This is a genomic window from Lysinibacillus sp. FSL R7-0073, from assembly GCF_038009065.1.
Taxonomy (GTDB): domain Bacteria; phylum Bacillota; class Bacilli; order Bacillales_A; family Planococcaceae; genus Lysinibacillus; species Lysinibacillus fusiformis.
Genome location: NZ_JBBPAS010000001.1, coordinates 2,245,270 through 2,259,725, shown reverse-complemented (window position 1 = coordinate 2,259,725; position 14,456 = coordinate 2,245,270). Strand labels below are relative to the sequence as shown.

19 protein-coding genes are annotated in these 14,456 nt (G+C 37.4%); 6 read left to right on the top strand and 13 right to left on the bottom strand.

Annotated elements, in window-relative coordinates:
• Positions 1-63: 63 nt before the first annotated feature.
• Together MKY88_RS11170 and MKY88_RS11165 are read right to left on the bottom strand one after the other, a co-directional pair.
• Entirely contained in the window at positions 64-1,578 is a 1,515-nt protein-coding gene (locus tag MKY88_RS11170; protein WP_193831881.1) for a lmo1851 family serine protease, read from the bottom strand.
• 316 nt (positions 1,579-1,894) lie between these two features.
• Complete coding sequence (locus MKY88_RS11165) at positions 1,895-2,668, bottom strand: GNAT family N-acetyltransferase (protein ID WP_328200969.1); 774 nt, start codon at positions 2,666-2,668, stop codon at positions 1,895-1,897.
• A 127-nt stretch (positions 2,669-2,795) separates the two neighbouring features.
• Here MKY88_RS11165 and MKY88_RS11160 point away from each other — a divergent pair, with 127 nt between their 5' ends.
• Complete coding sequence (locus tag MKY88_RS11160; RefSeq protein WP_089984403.1) at positions 2,796-3,068, top strand: translation initiation factor 2; 273 nt, start codon at positions 2,796-2,798, stop codon at positions 3,066-3,068.
• A 55-nt stretch (positions 3,069-3,123) separates the two neighbouring features.
• On the opposite strand, the gene MKY88_RS11155 is transcribed toward MKY88_RS11160, so the two are convergent.
• The 5 genes from MKY88_RS11155 to fabZ all read right to left on the bottom strand — a co-directional run bounded on the left by MKY88_RS11155 (position 3,124) and on the right by fabZ (position 5,413).
• Positions 3,124-3,870, bottom strand: a complete 747-nt coding sequence (locus tag MKY88_RS11155; protein WP_328200970.1) for a polysaccharide deacetylase family protein — start codon at positions 3,868-3,870, stop codon at positions 3,124-3,126.
• Positions 3,871-3,948: 78 nt separating this feature from the next.
• Positions 3,949-4,386 carry a DinB family protein gene (locus MKY88_RS11150; protein WP_328200971.1) on the bottom strand — a complete coding sequence of 146 codons (438 nt, stop codon included), beginning with the start codon at positions 4,384-4,386 and terminating at the stop codon, positions 3,949-3,951.
• Entirely contained in the window at positions 4,370-4,591 is a 222-nt protein-coding gene (locus MKY88_RS11145; protein WP_328200973.1) for a hypothetical protein, read from the bottom strand. Before MKY88_RS11145 ends, MKY88_RS11150 begins: the two co-directional genes overlap by 17 nt.
• Positions 4,592-4,608: 17 nt before the next feature.
• On the bottom strand, positions 4,609-4,809 hold the full coding sequence (locus tag MKY88_RS11140) for a hypothetical protein (protein WP_328200974.1): 201 nt from the start codon (positions 4,807-4,809) through the stop codon (positions 4,609-4,611).
• Positions 4,810-4,987: 178 nt separating this feature from the next.
• A complete protein-coding gene (gene fabZ, locus MKY88_RS11135; protein ID WP_258268646.1) occupies positions 4,988-5,413 on the bottom strand; it encodes a 3-hydroxyacyl-ACP dehydratase FabZ in 426 nt (141 codons plus the stop codon).
• Positions 5,414-5,659: 246 nt separating this feature from the next.
• Between fabZ and MKY88_RS11130 the strand changes: the two genes are divergently transcribed.
• Both MKY88_RS11130 and MKY88_RS11125 read left to right on the top strand, forming a co-directional pair.
• Entirely contained in the window at positions 5,660-6,277 is a 618-nt protein-coding gene (locus MKY88_RS11130; RefSeq protein WP_069481268.1) for a LysE family translocator, read from the top strand.
• A gap of 91 nt (positions 6,278-6,368) precedes the next feature.
• A complete protein-coding gene (locus MKY88_RS11125; protein WP_328200976.1) occupies positions 6,369-6,866 on the top strand; it encodes a DinB family protein in 498 nt (165 codons plus the stop codon).
• Positions 6,867-6,969: 103 nt separating this feature from the next.
• On the opposite strand, the gene MKY88_RS11120 is transcribed toward MKY88_RS11125, so the two are convergent.
• Positions 6,970-7,134, bottom strand: coding sequence for a hypothetical protein (locus MKY88_RS11120; RefSeq protein ID WP_175423022.1), 165 nt, complete (start codon positions 7,132-7,134; stop codon positions 6,970-6,972).
• A 147-nt stretch (positions 7,135-7,281) separates the two neighbouring features.
• On the opposite strand from MKY88_RS11120, the gene MKY88_RS11115 reads away from it, so the two are divergent.
• Entirely contained in the window at positions 7,282-8,127 is an 846-nt protein-coding gene (locus tag MKY88_RS11115; protein ID WP_069481266.1) for a copper amine oxidase N-terminal domain-containing protein, read from the top strand.
• A gap of 82 nt (positions 8,128-8,209) precedes the next feature.
• Positions 8,210-8,389 (top strand): hypothetical protein, encoded by a 180-nt coding sequence (locus MKY88_RS11110; protein ID WP_193831875.1) that lies wholly within the window; start codon positions 8,210-8,212, stop codon positions 8,387-8,389.
• A gap of 47 nt (positions 8,390-8,436) precedes the next feature.
• Here the strand turns inward: MKY88_RS11110 and MKY88_RS11105 are convergent, their stop codons facing one another.
• The 3 genes from MKY88_RS11105 to MKY88_RS11095 form a co-directional block, all read right to left on the bottom strand.
• Complete coding sequence (locus tag MKY88_RS11105; RefSeq protein ID WP_193831874.1) at positions 8,437-8,820, bottom strand: VOC family protein; 384 nt, start codon at positions 8,818-8,820, stop codon at positions 8,437-8,439.
• Between the two features lie 66 nt (positions 8,821-8,886).
• Positions 8,887-9,165: an ArsR/SmtB family transcription factor gene (locus tag MKY88_RS11100; protein ID WP_193833664.1), complete on the bottom strand. Its 279-nt coding sequence runs from the start codon at positions 9,163-9,165 to the stop codon at positions 8,887-8,889.
• A 158-nt stretch (positions 9,166-9,323) separates the two neighbouring features.
• Positions 9,324-9,794, bottom strand: coding sequence for an Lrp/AsnC family transcriptional regulator (locus tag MKY88_RS11095; RefSeq protein ID WP_193831873.1), 471 nt, complete (start codon positions 9,792-9,794; stop codon positions 9,324-9,326).
• Positions 9,795-9,999: 205 nt separating this feature from the next.
• On the opposite strand from MKY88_RS11095, the gene MKY88_RS11090 reads away from it, so the two are divergent.
• Entirely contained in the window at positions 10,000-10,875 is an 876-nt protein-coding gene (locus tag MKY88_RS11090; RefSeq protein WP_328201068.1) for a DMT family transporter, read from the top strand.
• Between the two features lie 27 nt (positions 10,876-10,902).
• Here MKY88_RS11090 and MKY88_RS11085 read toward each other — a convergent pair whose 3' ends face one another.
• Both MKY88_RS11085 and MKY88_RS11080 read right to left on the bottom strand, forming a co-directional pair.
• Complete coding sequence (locus tag MKY88_RS11085) at positions 10,903-13,968, bottom strand: hybrid sensor histidine kinase/response regulator (RefSeq protein WP_328200984.1); 3,066 nt, start codon at positions 13,966-13,968, stop codon at positions 10,903-10,905.
• A 149-nt stretch (positions 13,969-14,117) separates the two neighbouring features.
• On the bottom strand, positions 14,118-14,453 hold the full coding sequence (locus MKY88_RS11080; protein ID WP_193831870.1) for a hypothetical protein: 336 nt from the start codon (positions 14,451-14,453) through the stop codon (positions 14,118-14,120).
• Positions 14,454-14,456: the final 3 nt, after the last annotated feature.

Below are 14,456 nucleotides of genomic sequence, written 5' to 3'. Positions count from 1 at the left end.
CTTCCCCCTATAAAAAAAGCTGTCGCAGATGCCGTGAAGACGACTGTTGCGACAGCTGTAATGTTAGTTTGTTGTTTCCTCAGTCTTATCAGCTGTACCTAAAAGAAGCTCTTTCGCTTTTAACAACTGAGGATCATCAGCTTTCATTTTTGCACGTAAAGCATCCATTAATGCATACGTTGTGTTTCCTGTTAAAACACCTGTCTCTTCAAGATTATTGGCAGCTTGTAATTGTTCTACTGCATGCGCTGTATTGTCATCGAAAAGACCATCTATTTCACCAGGCTCGTACCCTAATACTTGGAGCATTTCCTCTGCAGCCTTTACAGAGTCTGATTGCATACCTGCCTTCATCTCTATAGAAGCATTCAAGTATGGTAATGAGGCATATGTTGGGTAAGCGACCTTGACATCAGGAGTAATCCCTTTTTCATTAATCCAGTTACCATTCGGCGTTAACCATTTACCTGTAGTAAATTTCAGATTAGAGCCGTCTTTTAACGGAGTCACATTTTGGACTGTGCCTTTACCGAAGGATGTTTCACCGACAACCTTTGCACCAACAGATTCTTTTAAAGCACCGGCTAAAATCTCGGAGGCAGAAGCACTACCACCATCAACTAGAACTGTAATTGGTAGGTTATATTTTTTACCAGCAATCGCATTTGTGACTTCTGGTTCTGCATCCTTTTCTTGTACCTGTACAATGGCCTTGCCTTCTGGAACGAATAGATTAGAAATATCCACCGCAGCCTTTAAGTAGCCACCAGGATTTTGACGTAAATCTAAAACAATCCCCTTCATGCCTTTGCCTTCGTACTCCACAAGGATTTTTTCAAGCTCTTGGGCAGTTTGTTCACTAAACGTTGTAATTTGAATATGGGCAATATTGCCATCAAGCATTTCACCATAAACAGTTTCTACTGGGATTTCATCACGAACAATTGTCATTTGAATAGGCTCAGTATTGTCACCACGTTTCACTGATAATTTCACAGACGTTCCTTTTTCGCCGCGAATTAACGCTACTGCTTCTGTAGCACTGAAACCTTGAATGCTTTTCCCATCAACCGTTAAGATGATATCTTTTGGTAATAAGCCTGCCTTTTCAGCAGGGGAATTTTTGATCGGTGACACAACTGTAATATAACCATTACGTTCTTGAATTTCTGCACCAATTCCTTGGAAGCTTGAAGATAAACCAGAGTTAAATTGGTCTGCTTCTTCTTTTACCATAAAATCAGAGTACGGATCTCCTAATGCGTCGAACATGCCATTAATAGCACCATCGACTACTTTCTCATCTTCAATATCTTTGTAATAGTTATTTTTCAGTAAATCAAATGCTTCATATAATTTCGTAAATTCCTCACGTTCTACAGGAACTTTCACTTCTACTACTTTCTTATCACCAAATGTTAACGCAAAAATCGTTAAACCGGCAGTAATAAGAATTGTAAAGAACATTAGCATGATGAATTTAAACGGTTTTAATTGTATAAATTGTCCTGCCGGCTTGATCTCAGCGGGCGTTGGCTCTTGCTGCTGTTCCGTACTTTCTTTTTTCTGTTCATCCATCTTGATTGTCACCACTCTCATATACACTAACTTGTTGTCACACTATTACCATCTTAACAGGTTATACAGAAGACGAAAAGAAAAAGACTGTCGAAATTTTATGACAGACCTTGTCTGAACCTGCTTCAAACCATCTCGCATCCAAATGCTTATGGACCCATCATTCCCTATAGAAGCTTAAGGTATATAATGGTACTGCCTTCTAATTTTACTCATTTCCTAGTAGCAGTCAACTAAAAAATCAATTGATTCATAGAAATACTATAAGAATATAACGTGCCAGAGACTGAAAAAGTTGCAAATCATGGTGTTTTTTTTACACAGGTCCTTTTAAGAGTGTTTGAAGCTTTTTATAAACAGATTGAACAGTTAATCGGTGAAAGGAAATAAGTTGTCCTTTATAGATGACAGAGAAGATGCCGTAAGGTGTCGGCGATTTCTCCATCAGCTCATCACGGCTTTGGATTTCGACCAAGTCGACAGAGAGACCAAGCTTACTGGCAGCGGCTAAGATGTTCTCTGTCGCGACTTCTACATATGGACATTGAAAAGATCGAAGAATCGTCAAATTGTGATAGCCAGTTAATCGGTCATGCCAATTATGAGGAAAATACGGTAACTCTACATCTTCACTAAATGGATAAACCAATAATTCGAAATTATAAGGTGCAGTGGCGACTAGTTGGAATTGGTGCTGTAAAAATAAAGCCTTACTTGGGGTCCATGATGTATGGTCATTAGTAAGAACAGCTACTCCTTTTTTGCCCCGTTGTTTAGCATCATCCATGCACTTCTTCAATAATTGTGTACCGTACCCCTTCCCCACTGCGCTAACCCATAAACAATGAATCATGACATAGCCATCCGCATGCACAACCCTAGATGAGTATTCTGCATCAGTATACTCTATAAAGCCCACTTGTTTATGATCTTCTAATAATTGAACATAACGCAAGTCCTTTTCAAATTGTTGATTTAGCCATTTATTTTTACCCTTATAGCCTTCACTTTTTTTCTTGCTTCTTAAACAATAACTGCCTATCCCTTCCACCAATTGTCCATCCATTTCAACAATCTCTATATGTGTCAATGGCCGCTCCTCCAATATTTAGTCGTTCTGCTAATTTTACCATTTCTTATGAATCATTTAAATCGTTCCCCTTTTCTCTTCCTCACGCATATGATGCAAGTAATGACAAACATAAGGAGGAAGGATAATGGGGAGAAATAATAAGCCCGATCAAAACAACGATTCCTTGGAAATTTATGCAGCTAAGTTATCTTATATTGGCACAGCCATTTCAACACTAGGAGATGGCCTACAGACCATAGCAGCAGGTCTTGCTCTAGAGGCACTCGTCAATGCGAATAAGGATTCTTCTCAAAATAATAATGGTGACAGCCAGTCAAACGTTCAAATTGATAATATGCAGAAGCAAATTGATTATTTAATTGGTGAGCTGAAGCACATCAAAAAAATGTTAAAATAACCTTTACATAAAGAGAAAGCACAATATAAGTAGTGTTGAAAAAAGACTTTCAACACTACTGTTTTTTTTCCATTTTTTTGTGGTCCATCTGTACTTCAAGCAATTCTGAAACGGTCACAAAGCGATAGCCCTGTTTTTCAAGCTCCGGTAAAATTTGCTCTAGCGCCTTCACAGTTTGTGCTCGGTTACCTCCACCATCATGAAACAACACAATATTACCTGCCTTTACCCCTTTTAATACGGTATTCACAATTCGATTAACGCCTGGGCTCTTCCAGTCAAGTGTATCCAAATGCCATGACCACATCACCACTTTATAGCCCTCTTTTGCGATTGCATCTATCATCGCATCTGAGAATTGCCCTTCCACCGGACGGAATAAAGTAGGTTTAAAGCCGGTAATACTATAGAGAGTCTCATTTGTTTGATCAATTTCCTTCAACAAATTTGATACATTTGTTTTTAAAGGATGGGTATACGTATGGTTAGCCAATTCATGCCCTTCATCGTACATTCTCGAAATAAGTTCAGGATTTTTTTCTGCATTTTGTCCGACAACGAAGAAAGTGGCTTTTGCTTGATATTTATCCAATACATCGAGAACATCCGCTGTGTACGTACGGTGTGGGCCATCATCAAAGGTGAGAGCGATGATTTTCTCCTCAGTTTTGATTTCCCAAAGTATTTGTCCAGCTTCTTCATAATACTTTCTGCCTTTATTTTCATAAGAACTCGCCTTGACATAGAAAAATGACACCGTAATCAGACAAAGCGGCAGTAAAAACAGTAATAATTTTTTCAAATTTTCACGTCCCCAAAAGTTTTTTCGTACTTTATTATTTGAGGATTTCGCAAAAAAATGCTTACGTTTCGATAAATATTATAAGTGCTTTTTCACATGATGCTCTAGGTGATCGAGATAATCCTGAATGAGCCATTTTAGTGTCACCTTTTGCTGACCCATTTCACATGGCCGAGATACTGTCTGTTCTGAGAGGTTTTCCAACACCACCACTATTTTTTTGTTTAAGCTCGTCCATAATAATAAGATTTCTTCTATTGGTATTTTTTGATAACCCTGTAGCTCGACCCATTGAACTTGATCGTATGTAGACACTACATATGGTGAAACGTCGTATTGAATCCTTATAAATCGTTCCAAGTTGATGAGAGCGGAATCGCATAAATGACCTAAGTATTCTTTTTTAGACCATTTATTCGAAGCAGTTCGTTCTGTCATTTCCGTTTCTGTCATAACATGAAACATTTCTGGCACTTTCAGCAGCCAATAATGTAATTGTTCAATGATGTTCTGCATAATGGTCATCCCCTGTTTGATAAATGGTCACGTAATAATCTACTAACGCAATCACAGCCTGCACTCTTTTATGTTCTTTTTCAATTTTATAGGAAATAAATAGAATAGTGACATTCAGACTCAATATCGCCAATGCCACAATTTGGACAAGCGAATGTCCCATCATCATTTGGCTATTCATAGCTGCAGCGATCAACGTAAACATGGACAGAATGACCCCACTTAAAGTGATGAAAATTGGCTTAAACGCATAATTTCCTCCGCCTGCTGCCTTAAAATACGGATGATAAAGCGTAGCTCCTGTGTTGTATATTGTTGCTGAAAAATAACAAAATAGGACTGATAGATATCTTGGTGAAGCTTTTTATGGAGAATCTGTTTATGCATTTTTTGTACAAATCGATCACAAAAATCATTATCCAATGCTTCCTCCGGCCTTAACAGCTTTTCATTACATTCAAAATAGCGACCCTCAATCCCCCCATTCGTTCATAATGATTACTATTATATGAAAGAAAATTAGGGGTGTAGTACGCCTTGTGGCAAGTCTTTAGCTATTTTCCGCAAAAAATGCTATAACACCTTTCATTAAGCAAATTTATTAATTGCCAAACGCAAACACAAGCTCCATTTCACAAACCAATTCTCCATCAACCGTCGCGATACCTTTACCTTTACCGATTGAGCCTTTTACACGTGTAATTTCTACTTCAAGACGCAATTGATCTCCAGGCTTCACTTGTTTTTTAAAACGACATTGATCTATCCCTGCTAGCAATCCCAGTCTTCCCTCATTGCCTTCCTTCGTCAGCATGATGACCGCGCTAACTTGCGCTAATGCTTCCACAATTAGCACACCTGGCATTACAGGATATTGGGGGAAATGACCGTTAAAAAACTCCTCATTGATCGTCACATTTTTAAGACCTACTGCTCGTTTTCCTTCCTCTAATTCTTCAATACGATCCACCAAAAGGAATGGATAACGATGTGGTAAAATTTCTTGTATTTGTTGACTAGTTAACATGCGAATACCTCCAACTTTTTTTATGATCTCATTCTATCATTAAATATTATTAGTTGGTACTAAAAAATACACTTAACTAAAAGGCGAATCATCCATCAATCCGAATATACTGTTCGTTTATTATTTTCTGAATATTTTTTCATTCCTTTTTCAATATTTCTTTATCGACAGCTCTATAGTAGCTAGAATATAATATGTCATGCATTCACCCTAGAATGATTAGTTTATTAGAATAGGATGGTAAGCATGTTATCTTTTATCGCAATAGTTCTTTTATTATTTTTAATTCCAGGACCTGCAGTCATTATCACAATTACACAAACGTTAAAAAGTGGTAAAAAGAATGGCATTTATACAGCCTTAGGTATCGGTCTCGGCGACTTAGTCCATACACTGGCAGCTGTTTTAGGTCTATCTGCTATTTTAATGAAATCTGCCACAGCCTTTGAAGTAGTGAAATATATAGGTGTAGCTTATCTTGTATATTTAGGAATACAAATGCTCGTAACGAAGCCGAAGAAAATTGAACAGCCTACTGTGGAACAAAGCCCTGCAAGTACTTCATTCCGCCAAGGCTTTTTAGCAGAAATACTAAATCCAAAGACGGCATTATTTTTCCTTGCCTTTTTGCCGCAATTTATCCAGCATAATGAGACATCTGTTACAGTCCAACTGCTAACACTCGGCATTACATTTGTTGTGATGAGTGCGTTGTATACTATTTTACTAGCTGTTGTAACAAGCTTTATTGGTGAAAAGATCTTTACGAAAACAAGCGGAAGCTCCCGTTGGCTTGAGAAAACGGTTGGCTTTGTCTATATCGGCCTAGGTGTCAGATTAGCCCTACAAACACAAAGCAAATAAATGACGAGAAGAACCCAAAATCGGAGTTCTTCTTTTTTTTGGAGGAAAATTGGTGGAAATAGCTAATACATACTAAAAGGAGGTTTTTACAATGAATCAGCGGCAAGAAAATTTATTTCAACAACTACAGCATTACCGAAGCGAGTTACTACAAATACTTGATCAACTAACAGAGGAAAAGGCCAATATCATTCCGACTGGCTTTCATAATAATATCCGCTGGAATATGGGACATTTATATCTCGATCAATATTTATGGATAGAGGCTCTAACAAAAGACAAACATAAGGAACTAGACAATTTCACCAACTGGTTTGGATTTGGTACCTCACCGGATCATTTTGATGAAAAAACCCCATCTTTTGACGCATTAAAAATGTTATTGGCACAGCAGCCCGAACAGCTAAAGGAACAATATGGTCATCGATTAATGGAAGAATTCCCTCCTATTGAGATGGGCATGCAAACTATAGAACAAGTACTAGTGCGGACTATTTTCCATGAGGGCATGCATGTGCAGGCCATCTTAACGATTCATCGGATTCTTAATGAGTCTCTGTCTGAGGCTTTTCAAAGTGATCGTGAATGAAACAAATATTCTATCCATCTTTCATATAAAAACCATAGGATTTTTATGTAAAATAAAACAAGCTTATAGATCAAAGTAATCTATAAGCTGTGATGCCTGCCTTTTACTGTTTCGGTGTATTCGCTGTTAAAGGATTTGCATTAGCTACTAATTGAACAGGTGTTGTCGTTTGTTGGTAGCTATCCTTCTGTCCTTGATTGGATTTCCCGTAGCCTTTCATCGCAGCAAACAATGCTGCACCAACTATGCCCCATGTTAAAAATTTCACAAAAAAACCTCCTTTCACGTTTAGTATTCGATTTGAAAATCATCTTATTCGTTGTAAAAAAGTAGTTATTATAAAAAAATTGTAAAATTTTTATTATATACATAAGAATATTATGGTAAAATTTCGATGATGAGGAGGTTAATTACCATGAAAAAAATTATTACAGGGATAGTTTTAACATCAATGTTATGGGCAGCTTCACCTGCTGACGCAGCAACGACTCAAATTAAAATTGATGATGTCGTGCTAAAAACAGATGCTGCTCCAGAATTAAAAAACAATCGAACAATGGTCCCTTTACGAGTAATCAGTGAAAATTTAGGTGCTCAAGTTCAGTGGAGTAATTCCAAAATTACTCTTACTTTGAACAAGGATACTATTACTTTAAATCCTGACAGCAAGACAGTTATTAAAAATGGCAAAACGGAACAATTGGAAGTAAAGCCATACCTTAAAAGTGATCGTATTTACCTACCTATTCGTTTTTTTGCAGAAACTTTTGGCAGTCAGGTTGATTACAAACAAGGTGTTGTTAGTATAGTTACTGAACCACTATTACTTGAAAACGAAAAAGTAAATACTCTTCGTTATGAATATCACATGACAATGGGTGGAATTATTCAAGAGATTAAAGGAAATGCTTATAACAAAGCAATTTATAAGATCTTTCAAGAACAAAAAGGTGATAAAGTAGACGAACCAAAAGAATATTATTGGCACTTTAACCTAGATTCACCAGGATCTTATTACAAGCTTGGACAATATGATTTTATGAGCATTGATAATAAAAGCGTTGAGCAGTTTGATATTTATACGTTAAATGGCCCATTCCCTGAGGAACTATTAGAAGGCTATTCAGAATATCTTCTCCATAATTTTGATGAAAATAGCTGGTACATATTCTCAGATAATGCAGTGCAGGCTATTCAAAGGCTTATGAATGCTGCCACTACTAACGGATTTAACAAAATTATTAGCAATACCGTTGTTTAAAAAATAACAGTAAACTAAACATATTCTGTATGAAAATGTGCAAAATATTCATATCAACGATTTATGGATGGAGATTTGCCTCATGCAGAAATTACTGTCATTTAGTTTGGTATTACTATTACTATTTGCTTTAGCAGCCTGTTCATCGGAAGAAGCACCGCCAAGCGAAGAAGCTGAAGCTAAAGAACAAACCGTAAATGCACAACCAAAAGAAAACCTCGATTTGTTTGAAAATGACCGAGGTTTAGCAATACATGAATAAATAAAAAGCGTGTTTTGAAATGACTCAAAACACGCTTTCATCATGAATTATTTTTGGATAATCTGAATAAGGTTGCCACAAGTATCATCCAAGACAGCTATTGTGACGGCGCCCACTTTTGTTGGCGCCATTGTAAATTCCACGCCCTTTTCTAATAATTGCTTGTACTCTTCGTGAATATCTCCAACACCAAACATCGTTGCAGGAATACCTTCAGCGAAGATTCTCTTTTGATAATCCTTTGCGGCAGGGTGCTCATCCGGCTCTAGTAAAAGCTCAGTTCCACCTTGATCATCTGGCGATACAAGCGTCAGCCATCTATGTTTTCCTAATGGTTCATCTTCCTTTTTAACAAATCCAAGCTTTTCTGTATAAAATGACAATGCCTTTGCTTGGTCTGTTACAAATATACTGTTCACGATAATGTTCATTTGAATAGCCTCCTCTGCTAGTTGGCGCAAAATACTTGTCCGCCCTAGTGTATGATGTTCGAAAAGTTACTCTACCCATCCTTTTAATAAATCTTTAAGTGGCTCATTGTTAAACCTAACAACTCGATATTTGCCCTTCCGCCTGGAAGTGACAAGCCCTGCCCCCTCCAAAACAGCAAGATGTTTAGCAATTGCTTGTCTCGTTATGGAAAGCTCATACTTCATAAGTAGACGAACCGTCAACTCATATAAGGTCATTTCATTTCGTTCACATAGTTCGTCAATTATAAGCCTCCGAGTAGAGTCTGCAAGTGCTTTAAATATAGCGTCTTTGTCCCATTTCATAAATCGATTATAGGCAACTTTCAGGTTGCGTGTCAACAATAAGCAACCTAGTAGTTACCAATAAGTTTAAACGATACAGGTTTAATTATATACATTTCTATAGATGTATGATAAAAAACACAGCAAGCATGAGTAGATCACTCACACTTGCTGTGTTTTTATAAGGGTAACACCGTGGAATATTTGATTTCCCGCAACGATAAATTTGTTTGAATTCTAGAGATGCCTAACTTATTTAATTTCCGAATAAATTGATTCAATTCTTGACGATCTCGAATGACGATTTTTAATAAATAATCATAGGCACCTGTTAAACAGTGACATTCCAATATTTCTGTCATCGTTTTTAAGCTTGCTTCCAATTCCTCTATTTCCTTCGCTTGATGGATATCCGTACTCATAAAAACATAGCACAGTAAATCAAAGCCCAGTTTTTCCTGATTTAAAATAGCGACCTGCTGATCGATGTAGCCTTCGTTTTCCAATCGTTTGACTCTTGTATGAGTCGCTGGTGGCGATAAGTTGACACGTCTAGCCAATTCGGCATTACTAATATGAACCTCTCTCTGCAAAATATCTAAAATTTGAAGATCCATACTGTCTAGTTCTTTATTTTTGCTATCCTCCATTGATGACTCCCCTTTTGATTATTTTTCGCGACGTATCCACAGAGCTTCTTTTCCGAAGATTATTCAAATAAAACCCCATATACTTTAATTTATTTCGAATTTAATCACTTTCACAAAATATTATACAGCCAAACAACTGTTAATGCTATGATTCTTAATATACATAAGGTTAAGAGGGGTGTTACGAGATTTGGTTAAATTGTATATGGGTCTAATGCTTGTCACAAGTTTACTATGGGGAGGGAATTTTGTTGTTGCCAAGACGCTTGTTGCTCATGCTTCTCCTATGACATTGACAATGGTTAGATGGTTAATTGCCATCATTGTCCTTGTCCCTTTGGTTTGGTGGAAAGAAAAAAAATTAGTTCCCCCAAAACAAGCCATTGTCCCGTTACTTTTAATGGGTGTTACAGGGGTTGCTTTCTTTAATATTTTTCAATTTTTAGCATTAGAGCGTACGACATCTACTAATGCTGGGCTTATTTCTACTATGAATACAATATCCATTGCCCTTTTTTCGTTTGTCTTGTTGAAAGAAAAAATAACTAAATGGCAGTTATCGGCAATGGTTTTATCATTGTTCGGGGTAGTTCTAGTTCTTTCAAAAGGAGATTTGCAGCTGTTGCTAGATTTCCAATTGAATACAGGCGATCTATGGATGCTGGCAGCCGTGTGTGTTTGGGGACTGTATTCCGTATGTAGCAAATGGGCTATGCAAACAACCTCCCCATTAATGGCTACTTTGTATGCAGGGATATTTGGTGTGCTACTGCTCCTACCATTTACAACTACAGATTTTACCTTCACGAATGTCAATACATCTTTCATTCTTTCCATGCTATATACCGGCATTATCTCCACGGTTGTTTGTATGGTATTTTGGAATATAGGTGTACAGAAGTTAGGCGCGACAACATCGGGGATTTTTTTAAACTTCAATCCCATTTTCACTGCCCTTCTCGCCTATTTATTTATTGGAGAAAATATGTCTTGGCTCCAGGGAATTGGTGGACTTATCGTCATTATGGGATGCTATCTATTCACCCATTTTAAAACAAAAGTTCCACAGGCTATACTATAAAGAAAAGATGCATGGCACATAGAAGTATCATGCATCTTTTTTTACTGGCTTCTTAACAAGTACTACAAAAGAAACAGATGTTCCTTCATGAAGCTTACTCGTAATATTCAATCCTTGCCCATAATGCTGTTGAAGGCGAAGATGGGTATTCATTAAACCAATGCTTTTGGACGGCTTTTGCTTTGTTTGAAGTAACTGGGACAAACGTAGTTCATCCATGCCAACACCATTGTCCGACACCGTAATTTCAAGTTGCGATTCACTTTCAAAAATCCGAATATGGATTGTTCCCCCTTCTGTCCTTTTTAAAATACCGTGCTGTAAGGCATTTTCAACTAAGGGCTGAATAGTTAATGATGGGATGAGCACATCGGCAGTTGCCTCTAAATCCCATTTAACCTGAATACGATCGCCGAAGCGCTCTTGCTGAATATAGAGATAAGCTTGAATTAACGTAAGTTCATTTTCTAACGGCACAAGTGCTTCAACATTTTGAAAATTATAGGATTCTCTTAAAAAATCACTGAGTGCCTCTACTAATCTACTTGTTCGTTCACTATCCATTTCACTCAACGTTAAAATGGCATTTAACGTATTAAAAAGAAAATGAGGCTCAATTTGTGCCTGCAGCCAGGCAGCCTCCATACGATGACGTTCCTGAATGGATCGCTTCACCTTTATTAATGCCGCTACTCGTGATCGTAGCTCTAGAGCATCGACAGGCTTGGTCACATAATCATTCGCACCTGCTAAAAAACCATTTTCAAGATCCTGGGGTTGACTACGCGCTGTCAGTAATAATACAGGTAAATCGGTGATGGAGAATTGCTTCCGAATGAGACGCACTAATTCATACCCTGACATTTTCGGCATCATCACATCTGAAATAACTAAATCCCATTCGTACGACTGAATACATACTAGCGCTTCTATACCACTGGTCACCGTAACAATGTCATATGGTTCATTTGCTAAAATTGTCTCAACTACTCGCAAATTAATAGGCTCATCATCCACTACTAAAATACGCGGATGATTCCACTCCACACTCTCATCGTGCTCCAAGTCACCTTGTAAATTTGTTGTGCGCTCTGAACTCTTGCTAACGCTCTGTCGTACCTTTTCAAGTGGCTCTTGGACATTCAATTCATCCGCTAGGGGCAATGTAAAAGTAAAGGTCGAGCCTTGTCCTACAACGGATTGCACTTCCAATGTCCCCCCATGCAATTCAATGAGCCGCTTACAGATATTAAGCCCTAGCCCAAACCCTCCTTCTACCATAGTTTTACTGATCGTACCTTGCTCATATGGTTCAAATATTCGACGCAAGGTTTCATCTTCCACTCCGATGCCTGTATCTGTAATAACGATATTGGCCATCCCATTGCGCGTATAACTCGAAATTGTAATCGACCCTTCATTCGTAAATTTCACAGCATTATGCACTAAATTAAAGACTATTTGAATCACACGATTTTCATCAGCCAGCACTCTTTGAAAATCTTCTGGTATTTTCAGGACGAACTGAACAGGCTTCCCTTCAATCATAAAGCGCAGCATATCAAATACACCTACAACAATAGAATGAATGGAAACCATACTTAGTTGTAATTTTTGTGTATCGTCTTTCAAGCTCATGACATCCAGCAAATCATTTAACAACAAAGACATTCGATTACCAACGGACAGGACAGTTTCTAAATCACTCACGCTTTTTGTAGTTAACATATTGGCTTCACGATCAAGTACTGCTTTTGACATATTGATGATGCTATGAAGTGGATTACGTAATTCGTGAGAGGTACTTGCCAAAAATTCATCCTTGATTTTATCAGTCTCTTGCAATTTATGAGCAAGCTCCTTCGTATCGGCATGTACCTTTGCGTAATCCTTAAACCACAATGTCGCTAAACAGGCAATTGTCACAATCAAATCAAATGGATAAGAAATGACTTTTATTCCTGTAATTAGCAACATGACATCCCAAATCATACTATTCACAAAGGCCACTATCCCTAATAAAATAAAAACATTCCCGCGAATATCCTTTATTGATTTTCCAATCATCAAGATTAAAGTAATAACTATTGGAGCCCCTAAAAGAACAATATAAAAAGCTTGCATGGAAACAAGATAACGTATAGGTAAAGTAAAGGCTAATAAGATCGCTACAATGCAGAAAAAAGTGTACACACGTTTATAGAGCTGTAAATGTGGCGGTAGCCAGTGATCTATACATTGCAGTAATGAGTAGCCAATGCCCACCATAGAAAGATGGACTAATATAAATCCCCAATCATAATTTATTGGAAACCAAAATGAAAGAAGTTTATCATCACTTCCTAATAAATAATAAAACATGATACTTACGGTTAAGATTGAAAAGAATAGTAAGCGTTTATCTTTATTTCCAACTAAATAGAGAATAACAGAGTAAATGGCATGCAAGACTAAAACAACTGCCACTAATAGCTGCATTGTGACGGACAATTGAGTCTCCCGATTGATCACATCTTCTTGTCCAAATTTTATAGAACGTACAATTCCCCCATTACGAGGATCTTGAAAGTTGGCTACTTGAATAATCAGTTCGATTTCACTTTCACCATTTGTCTCAAATGAGGCTGTAAACGGTACATTTTTAGCCACCGTTTGTGCTCTATTTTCACCTAGTTCTCCTGATTTCGCAATTAAGCGATCGTTCACATATATTTCTGCAGCACTGCGAATACTTGGTACTCTTATACTAAAGGTTTTTGTCTCATCTGTATTAACCAGTATTTTTAGATGATAAGAGCCATATCCAAATGGGCTTTGCTCCCCTTCCTGAAAAACTTTGTCCCAACCATATGGGACTTGTATGTATGTTTGGTTGGAAGAATGATTTTCCATCAACCATTGCGATGGATAGAAGGACCATTCGCCATCAAGTGTTAATGCACTTTGATGAAAATCAAAATTACGGACATCCATTTGCCCTTTCATGGCATATGGTTGATCTGGCTGGGTAAATGAATGAAGCCATAAAATACGAGAACCTGTTAAGAAGACTATAAACAGTATAATGATGACAGCTATTTTTCTATGTTTCATAGTGAATGATCATAACACCTCCTAAATCTAAAAGTAATCCCATAACCTCCTATTCTACCAAGCCTACTTATACAGAATCTGAACAACCTATTTTCCCCCTAAAAAAATCAAGACAGTCTAGAGACTATCTTGATTTCCCTTACATATTATCATTTCTGCGGCGGGATGATACCTGTAACAAGTAAGATAAAGAACACTAAACCTATTAGTACAAATATAAGTGATGCTATAAATACAGGACCCACTTTAAATTGAAATCGGTCTCGCTCCTGGATGATGCCTGTTACGGCTCCAGATTGAGCTGCAAAAAATCTTGTCATAGCTCCACCACTACTTGTAAAGTAGAGCATTCCTAATGTAAAGGCAGCCCCTGTGAAAAACATGACTTCAATAAACCTGACAGAAAATACGGAGGCAATCCAATAAGTTAGGGCAAATTCTACAATAAATGCAATAACCATCATAACAAAATGTTTTGGATTCATTCT

What these genes read in the sequence shown, in the direction of transcription:
- MKY88_RS11110 (WP_193831875.1), top strand. Translation starts at nt 8,210, where the DNA reads ATGCAGAAATTACTGTCATTTAGTTTGGTATTACTATTACTATTTGCT.
- MKY88_RS11085 (WP_328200984.1), bottom strand. Translation starts at nt 13,968, where the DNA reads ATGAAACATAGAAAAATAGCTGTCATCATTATACTGTTTATAGTCTTC.
- MKY88_RS11115 (WP_069481266.1), top strand. Translation starts at nt 7,282, where the DNA reads ATGAAAAAAATTATTACAGGGATAGTTTTAACATCAATGTTATGGGCA.
- MKY88_RS11095 (WP_193831873.1), bottom strand. Translation starts at nt 9,794, where the DNA reads ATGGAGGATAGCAAAAATAAAGAACTAGACAGTATGGATCTTCAAATT.
- MKY88_RS11145 (WP_328200973.1), bottom strand. Translation starts at nt 4,591, where the DNA reads ATGTTTACGTTGATCGCTGCAGCTATGAATAGCCAAATGATGATGGGA.
- MKY88_RS11170 (WP_193831881.1), bottom strand. Translation starts at nt 1,578, where the DNA reads ATGGATGAACAGAAAAAAGAAAGTACGGAACAGCAGCAAGAGCCAACG.
- MKY88_RS11130 (WP_069481268.1), top strand. Translation starts at nt 5,660, where the DNA reads ATGTTATCTTTTATCGCAATAGTTCTTTTATTATTTTTAATTCCAGGA.
- MKY88_RS11150 (WP_328200971.1), bottom strand. Translation starts at nt 4,386, where the DNA reads ATGCAGAACATCATTGAACAATTACATTATTGGCTGCTGAAAGTGCCA.
- MKY88_RS11090 (WP_328201068.1), top strand. Translation starts at nt 10,000, where the DNA reads ATGGGTCTAATGCTTGTCACAAGTTTACTATGGGGAGGGAATTTTGTT.
- MKY88_RS11105 (WP_193831874.1), bottom strand. Translation starts at nt 8,820, where the DNA reads ATGAACATTATCGTGAACAGTATATTTGTAACAGACCAAGCAAAGGCA.
- MKY88_RS11160 (WP_089984403.1), top strand. Translation starts at nt 2,796, where the DNA reads ATGGGGAGAAATAATAAGCCCGATCAAAACAACGATTCCTTGGAAATT.
- MKY88_RS11125 (WP_328200976.1), top strand. Translation starts at nt 6,369, where the DNA reads ATGAATCAGCGGCAAGAAAATTTATTTCAACAACTACAGCATTACCGA.
- MKY88_RS11080 (WP_193831870.1), bottom strand. Translation starts at nt 14,453, where the DNA reads ATGAATCCAAAACATTTTGTTATGATGGTTATTGCATTTATTGTAGAA.
- MKY88_RS11100 (WP_193833664.1), bottom strand. Translation starts at nt 9,165, where the DNA reads ATGAAATGGGACAAAGACGCTATATTTAAAGCACTTGCAGACTCTACT.
- fabZ (WP_258268646.1), bottom strand. Translation starts at nt 5,413, where the DNA reads ATGTTAACTAGTCAACAAATACAAGAAATTTTACCACATCGTTATCCA.